Source organism: Paenibacillus sp. NPDC056579 (assembly GCF_042793215.1).
Taxonomy (GTDB): Bacteria; Bacillota; Bacilli; order Paenibacillales; family NBRC-103111; genus Paenibacillus_S.
The window spans coordinates 293,234-300,995 of the sequence record NZ_JBHTVD010000010.1 but is presented as its reverse complement, the minus strand read 5'-3'; the positions used below and the strand labels follow the sequence as shown (position 1 = coordinate 300,995).

The window sequence follows — 7,762 nt, the reverse complement described above, 5'->3', positions numbered from 1 at the left end:
ATTATAACTTATAAATTAATTAAATGGGAGGACGTAAAGATATGAATGAAGCTCAACAATTGCCGCGCCCCGAATATCCGAGACCACAGCTCGTAAGGGAAGCATGGATGAATTTGAATGGAACGTGGGAGTTTGAGTTTGACGATAATCGTGTCGGGGACGGAGAACAGTGGGGTTCGGGTCTGAAGTCTTTCACGAGAACCATTCAAGTTCCGTTCGCTTATCAGAGCGAGCTCAGTTCTATCGGTGAGACCGGCTTTCATGATCTGGTCTGGTACCGGCGTGTCGTTACGATTCCGGCGGACTGGTCGGGTCAATCGATCATTTTGCACTTCGGTGCCGTTGATTATGCAGCCACGGTATGGGTGAACGGCAAACGGGTTGCTTTCCATGAAGGAGGCCATACTCCGTTTCAGGCCGACATTACGGCGGCTCTTGTACCCGATCAGAACGTGATCGTAGTCCGTGCGGAGGATTTTAGCCGCGATGTGACGCTTCCCCGGGGCAAGCAGTACTGGAAGGAGGATTCGGCTTCGATCTTTTACACGCGGACTACGGGCATTTGGCAAACCGTTTGGCTCGAGCCGCTTCATAAGGTACATATTGCGAAGCTGAAGTTCAAGCCGGATATCGATAAGAACGAGATTGAAATCCGGACGTTCCTGAATGAGGTCCCTGCAGCGGGAAGCAAGCTGGAGGCTAGAATCGACATCCGTTTCAAGGATGAGTATACGACGAGTACGACCTTCGCGATACACCATAGGGAAGAAACAAGAGCGGTTAGGCTGCATGATTTTAACGATCATGGTTTGGGGAGATGGTGGTCGCCTCACAAGCCGAACTTGTACGACATTACAGTAACCTTATACGACAACGGCAAGCAGGTAGACCATGTGGAAAGCTACTTCGGGATGCGGAAAATTTCCGTTGAAGCAGGGCAAGTGATGCTTAACAACCGGGTCTTTTTCCAGCGGCTTGTGCTCGATCAAGGCTACTTTCCGGAAGGCATATTGACTGCTCCGACCGATGAGGCATTGCGGAAGGACATTGAACTGGCCAAAGCGATGGGCTTTAACGGCGCGCGCAAGCATCAGAAGATCGAGGATCCCCGATTCTTGTACTGGGCGGATAAGCTGGGATACATCGTATGGGGCGAAATGGCCAACGCCTACCAGTATTCCGAAGACTACGTACGGAAAGTGACGCAGGAGTGGCAGGAAGCGATAGAGCGGGATTACAACCACCCCTGCATCGTGACTTGGGTGCCGATTAACGAGAGCTGGGGCGTGCCGAATATTTTGGTCGACAAAAGACAGCAGCAGCATGCGCTGGCGATGTACCATTTGACGAAGTCGTTGGACGATACCCGATTGGTTGTGAGCAACGACGGCTGGGAGCAAATGGATTCGGACCTCGTGACGATTCACGATTACGCATGGAGAAGGGACGACCTGACCGAACGGTATTCCACCTTGGAAAAGACGATCGGAGGCAAGCCGCATCGGCGGGAGCTGTTAGTCGGAGGCACGGTGTATAAGGGGCAGCCGATCCTCGTAACCGAGTTCGGGGGTATTGCGTTTAAGAAGAGCCATTGGGAGGGCTGGGGCTACTCCGGAGCGGAGAACGAGGAGGACTTCGTACAGAAGCTGTCCGATGTCGTAGAGCCTTTCCTGCAATCTCCTCACGTGCAAGGGATTTGCTATACCCAGCTCACCGACGTTGAGCAAGAAATCAACGGCTTGCTCACATACGATCGTGAGCCGAAAGCGCCGTTGGAGAAAATAAAGCAGATTATTGCGGGACCTGTTAAGTACTAGGTCGTGATTCTGAGGTTGCATATTGTGTAAGGGCTAGGGCTGCGTAAGCAGCCTTTTTTCATTTACTAATCCATAAGGAAGCAGCTCAAATCACGGAGCAGAGTAGACAAGAGAGGGAATGGGAGTTGGGTGGAGGAGTGTCAGCGTCGGCGTTTGAAGCTTGTGTTCCTACCGCGGCAAGCCTACCAATCAAAGGAACACGACTTCGACAGCGGCCGAAGGGAGGTGCCCCACCGGGGTACCCTTGCTGACCCGTTGAGGGAAGCGCCCCCCTCTAGGAAATACCCCTGCAGAGTTGGGAATAAGCTTCCTGTAAGCTTGGTAGCGGTCTATCGGACAGAGAATCCGCTATTCCATGGAATGTGGCTACTTTTGCAGAGCGATCGGACAGAGAATCCGTTATTTGCTAATGTTTCATTCAAAAATAGTGAGTTTTGGTGAAATAAAGGATCTCCGGTCCGATCGCCATAGAAAAAACACTATACTGGGTAAAATAACGGATCCACGGTCCGCAAGCTATTCAACCATGCTCTAGCATTCACGGAAACCCGGCTTGCTCAACAAGCTCAGGGCTGCTTTTGCAGCTCTTTTTTTATTTGTGTCAACAAAGGCCCGAACGATCCGCCGTGCCATTTACACGATTTTACAGACATGGACACGAAACCGACTTATAATAAATTATATAGGCTCACGAAACAATAGTTCATCGATCCGACCATGGAATCGTACTCTATACCTTGCGGGAGGTTGTATGTACAATATTCTGATTGTAGACGATGAGAAAATCGAGAGGGAGGGCATCAAGCTGCTCATTCGGCAGTACGGCCTTCCATTTCATACGGCCGAAGCCGAGAATGGATTGAAAGCGCTTGACTATTTGCGGACCCATCCGGTCGATCTGCTGCTGACGGACATCAAGATGCCGTTCATGGACGGGATGACGCTGGCCGGAGAAGCAAGGAAGCTGGACAGTGCACTGCAAATCATATTTTTGTCGGCTTTCGGAGAGTTCCATTACGCCAAGCGGGCGATGCAGCTTCAGGCCGCCGATTATATTTTGAAGCCTGTGGAGATCCAGGAGTTCCTTCAAGTTATGCAAGCGGGAATCGGGCGGTGCGAGGAACGCCGGAGGCACTATTTGCTCGAGCTGCTGCATGGCGGCCCTCTCCTTACGCGCAGCATGATGAACGTGCCGGCTGTAGGCACAGTGCGGAAGGGGTTTCCCTATACGAGGCTTCTGCTGCTGGAGAGCCGAACCAAGTGCTTCGACAGTCGAAACGATGATGCCGAGCATATTGTGAAGCAGGCGGTATCGCTGTCCTGCGATTATATCAATTTGAATGAATACCAGAGCTTGCTGTTGTTCCACAACGAGCTTCACGAAGGGACAAGCATGGAGCGGTTGACTGTACTGGGGCAACGGCTGCAGGATGAGCTGCGTGAGCTCCTTCATACGGAGTTTGACGTTGTCTTCAGCAGCGGAAGGCTTTCGGAGCAGGGATTTCAGACGGAATGCAATGAGATGGAGAAGCTGCTGGAGGCGAAGTTTTTCTCGGAAAAGCCGCTTGTATTATGTACCGAGTCGCCGGGAGCGGAGCGAAGCGGACCGACGGATGGCGTCGATGCACTGGTGGAGAGGATTCAGGCCGCATTGGAGCAGAAGGAGGCGGGACGCAGTCGTGAGGAGCTGGAGCGGTTGTTCGATATCTTGGACAACAGCACCTCCTACTCGACGATTTATGTGAAGTATGTGGCGACTGTACTGGTCAAGCATATGGTGACCCATTTGCCGGGCTATGCCAAGGAATCGGTACAGGAAGTGGCGCAAAATATTCATCATTGCCACAATCTTGCTGAGCTGAAGGAGCTTCTGGCACGCTTCCTGGAGCATGGGGCCGTAACAGACTCGCCTGGCGATCCGAATATCAATCGATCGGGAAGAAAGGACGTAGCCCTTGTACTCGACTTCATCCATCAGCATTACCGGCATGACATCAGCCTGGAGCACATAGCGGAGAAAGTCTATTTGTCCCCGAGCTACTTAAGCTACTTGTTCAAGAAGGAAACCGGGCTGAGCCTTGTGAAATACGTCACCCAATACCGGATGGAAAAAGCGAAGCATTACCTGCGCAGCACGAACATGAAGATCGTCGATATCGGGCACGAGGTAGGCTATGCGAACGTATCCTATTTCGGCTCCCTGTTCAAAAATTATGCCGGCATGTCTCCCGCCCAATACAGGGAGGAGAGCTTATGAGCCGCCTGCTTACCTATTTCATTCATTTGCGTCTGAAGCAGAAGCTTGTGCTAACATACATCGTGCTGACGTTTATTCCGATAAGCGCGCTGGGAGTGTATTCGTATCACCAGTCCAACCAGTTTCTGCAAAGGCAGGCGATGCAAGGGATGAAGGATACGGCCGGGGTGCTGGCGGACAAGTTCAACTACAAGATCGGGAAGTACAATAACGTTACGAATCTGATCGTATTCAACTCGGGACTTCAGCGCATCTTTGCAAACAAGTACCAGGATCTCGACAATTTGGCCTACGATTTGCGTCATGACCTCGAACCGTTCTTCCAAATGATCATGACGCTGCATAAAGAAGTTGCCCAGCTGACCGTTTACTCGCAAAACGACCTGCCGGAATACGGCGAATATATTCAATCGTACGACAGGGTACGGCAGACGGCCTGGTATCAAAGCTCTCTAAAGGCCAATGCCCCCGGATGGTACTATGAGCAGGGCGAGCTTCTGTTGACGCGCCCGTTTCCGCTCTTTTTTACGAATAGTAAATTCGTGCTGCTGACTATGAAGTTCCATTATGCCGATATTTTTCAAGACATTAATCCGCCTGATCTAAGGGATTACGGCATCGTCGTAGCGGATCCGGCCGGGAAGGTTATTTTCTCCAGGAAACCTGAATCCGGTGTTGATTTGGCGCCCAGGCTCGCCTCAGACGCCCCTTTGCAGGAAGGAATCGTATCGCTGGAAGGAACAGACCATTTTGTCATTCGAAGCGGGATGGAGCAGTCGCACTGGACGCTGTACTTTTACGCTCCGGTTGCTCAGGTATCGCCGGGCATGCTGCAGATCGTAGGCGCGACGATCGTCATTATTATGCTGTGCCTGGTCGTATTGATGGTTCTTATCGGTATCTTCTCCAATACACTGCTGAGGCAAATTCTAGTGCTGAACCGGACGATGCGCTCGGTAGGGGACGGGAATTGGGACGTCGCAGTGCCGGAAGGGACGAAGGACGAGATCGGCGAGCTGGCTGTCCGGTTCGGCGATATGCTCCGCAAAATCAAGGAGCTCATCAACGAGGTGTACGATAACCGGCTGCGGCAAAAGGAGGCGGAGCTCAAAGTGCTGCAGACGCAAATCAATCCCCACTTTTTGTACAACAGCTTGTCCATTATTAACTGGAAGGCGCTTCATCTCGGCGCTCAAGATATTAGCCACATCGTCACGACCTTGTCCAAATTTTACCGGACGGCGCTCAATAAAGGGGAGTCCGTAACCTCGGTCAAGAGCGAGCTGGAAAATACGATGAGCTACACGGAAATTCAGCTGATCATGCACGATCACGGCTTCGATGTGGAATACCGCATCGACGAGAGGCTGCAATGCTGTCATACGTTGAACTTCATCCTGCAGCCGATTGTGGAAAATGCTATCGAGCACGGAATCGACCAAAAGCCGGAGGGCCGTGGGAGGTTGCAGATTACGGGACAACTGAAGGACGACGGCATCGAGTTCATAGTAGAGGATAACGGGCCGGGCATGAGCCGGGAAGTGCTGGAGTCGTTATTCGGAGCGGATGCAAGAGGATACGGCTTGAACAATGTGCACGACCGGATTCGTCTTTCCTTCGGCGAGCCTTACGGAGTTACGGCAGAGAGCACCGAGGGAACCGGTACGCGTATGCGTATTTGGCTGCCCCGGGATGTAAGGATCGTAAAATCGTGATGCGTTTCCAAAAAATCTGATAATTCCTCCAGCGTTCCGTTCCTGTATAGTAAAGATAGCAAAATGAAAGCGCAAACAATAGGGGGAGGAGGTTCTAGCTTGCGATCCTCATACTGAAGGAGGCGATGCGGTGAAAACGACGGTGGAGCTCGGCAAGACGATGCACGAAGCCTTGCCGCTTCGCGCATCCCGGTGGCGGCGGTGGAAGGCGCATCAAGCGCTGCTTTGCATGCTGGTGCCCGGCTTGCTCTATTTTATCATCTTTCATTATATCCCGATGCTCGGCGCCGTGATTGCGTTCAAGGATTTCAAAATTCTCGGCGGCATCAGCGCGAGCCCCTGGGTCGGGATGAAGCATTTTGACAAAGCGTTCTCGGATCCCTATTTTTACACGGTGCTTCGCAACTCGATTCTGATCAGCTTCTATAAGCTGCTGTTCGGGTTTCCGGTGCCGATATTATTCGCGCTGCTGATGAACGAAATTCGTCATATTCATTTCAAAAAAGTGGCGCAGACGGTATCCTATCTTCCGCATTTCATATCGTGGGTCGTGCTTTCCGGTATTTTCATTAGTATATTCTCGCTGGACGGAGCGGTGAACGGACTGCTGAAGCTGGCAGGTTTGGAGCCTGTCCTGTTCATGGCTGACGAGCGGTATTTCCGGTCCATTCTGGTCATTACCGACATTTTCCAGAGCTTCGGCTGGGAGTCCATCATTTATTTTGCGGCTATCGCCGGCATCTCCCAAGAGATGTACGATGCAGCCGTTATCGACGGCGCAAGCCGGACGCAGCGGATCATGAACATTACGATCCCCATGCTGCTTCCGACCATCTGCATTTTACTCGTGCTGCGGATGGCCCATGTGCTCGATGCCGGCTTCGACCAAATTTTCAACATGTACAGTGCCAAGGTGTACGAGGTATCGGACATTATCGACACGTATGTGTACCGGAAAGGACTTATCGATGCCAATTACAGCTACTCTACGGCAGTCGGGCTTTTCAAGTCGGTCGTTGCCTTAGTCCTCATTGTCGTCGTGAATAAGGTGGTCGGCCTGATGGGAGGGAAGGAGCACACGCTATGGTGAAGACGGCTAAACCGGTTGCCGAGAGGCTGTTCGATACGTTCCTGTATGTGACGGTTATCTTGATCATGTTCATTACGCTGTTCCCTTTTTGGAATCAGGTGGTCATCTCGCTCAGCCCCGGCAGCGCGGCTTTTTCCACCGGAGTGCAGCTGTGGCCAACGAAGGTGTCTTTCGACAGCTACATCATGGCCTTCAAATATAAGTCGCTGTGGACCGGATTCGCCAACTCCGGCATCCGTATGGTGCTTGGGGTCGCGTTGGGCTTGACCCTGACCGCATTATTCGCCTACCCGCTGTCCAAGAAAGGGCTGCCTCTCAACGCCTTTCTGACCGCTTTCATCTTGTTTACGATGCTGTTCAAGGGCGGCTTGATTCCGAACTACATCTTGATCAAATCGCTTGGGCTGTACAACTCGATGTGGGCGCTTATTTTGCCCGGCGCCATCAGTGCCTTCAATGTGCTCATCATGCGCAATTTTTTCAAATCGATTCCCGAAGGGCTGGAGGAATCCGCGAAGGTCGACGGGGCAGGATATTTTCTTATTTTCTGGAAGATTGTCCTTCCGTTATCCACGCCGGTGCTGGCAACCGTTGCCTTATGGGTGGCGGTCGGTCACTGGAACGCCTGGTTCGACAGCTTGATCTATATATCGGATCCGAACAAACAGGTGCTGCAGGTCGTGCTTCGCAAAATTATCGTCGACAACAACATGGATGAGCTTAATGCCATGCTGTACAGGACGGATCAGTCCGGCGTCTTCTCGGGCCGGCAGCTGCAAGCGACGATGATCATGATGTCGATCATTCCGATGCTGATTATTTACCCGTTCGTTCAGAAATATTTTGTCAAAGGGATCATGATCGGCGCAATGAAAGGATAGCT

The 7,762-nt window shown here is 51.9% G+C and carries 5 protein-coding genes; all 5 read left to right on the top strand.

Annotated features, from left to right (window positions below; all coding sequences use genetic code 11):
* The first annotated feature begins 41 nt into the window (after positions 1-41).
* Positions 42-1,817, top strand: coding sequence for a glycoside hydrolase family 2 protein (locus tag ACFQ88_RS31145; RefSeq protein ID WP_379460455.1), 1,776 nt, complete (start codon positions 42-44; stop codon positions 1,815-1,817).
* A gap of 751 nt (positions 1,818-2,568) precedes the next feature.
* The gene (locus ACFQ88_RS31140) at positions 2,569-4,074 is read left to right on the top strand and encodes a response regulator transcription factor (protein WP_379460453.1); all 1,506 of its coding nucleotides are present in this window, start codon (positions 2,569-2,571) and stop codon (positions 4,072-4,074) included.
* Complete coding sequence (locus ACFQ88_RS31135; RefSeq protein ID WP_239634051.1) at positions 4,071-5,789, top strand: sensor histidine kinase; 1,719 nt, start codon at positions 4,071-4,073, stop codon at positions 5,787-5,789. The genes ACFQ88_RS31140 and ACFQ88_RS31135 overlap by 4 nt, the downstream gene beginning before the upstream one ends.
* 130 nt (positions 5,790-5,919) lie before the next feature.
* A complete protein-coding gene (locus ACFQ88_RS31130; RefSeq protein WP_239634052.1) occupies positions 5,920-6,879 on the top strand; it encodes an ABC transporter permease in 960 nt (319 codons plus the stop codon).
* On the top strand, positions 6,873-7,760 hold the full coding sequence (locus ACFQ88_RS31125; protein ID WP_239634053.1) for a carbohydrate ABC transporter permease: 888 nt from the start codon (positions 6,873-6,875) through the stop codon (positions 7,758-7,760). Before ACFQ88_RS31130 ends, ACFQ88_RS31125 begins: the two co-directional genes overlap by 7 nt.
* The last annotated feature ends 2 nt before the right edge of the window (positions 7,761-7,762 follow it).

Coding starts and splice junctions, on each gene's coding strand:
- ACFQ88_RS31145 (WP_379460455.1), top strand. CDS start 42: ATGAATGAAGCTCAACAATTGCCGCGCCCCGAATATCCGAGACCACAG.
- ACFQ88_RS31135 (WP_239634051.1), top strand. CDS start 4,071: ATGAGCCGCCTGCTTACCTATTTCATTCATTTGCGTCTGAAGCAGAAG.
- ACFQ88_RS31125 (WP_239634053.1), top strand. CDS start 6,873: ATGGTGAAGACGGCTAAACCGGTTGCCGAGAGGCTGTTCGATACGTTC.
- ACFQ88_RS31140 (WP_379460453.1), top strand. CDS start 2,569: ATGTACAATATTCTGATTGTAGACGATGAGAAAATCGAGAGGGAGGGC.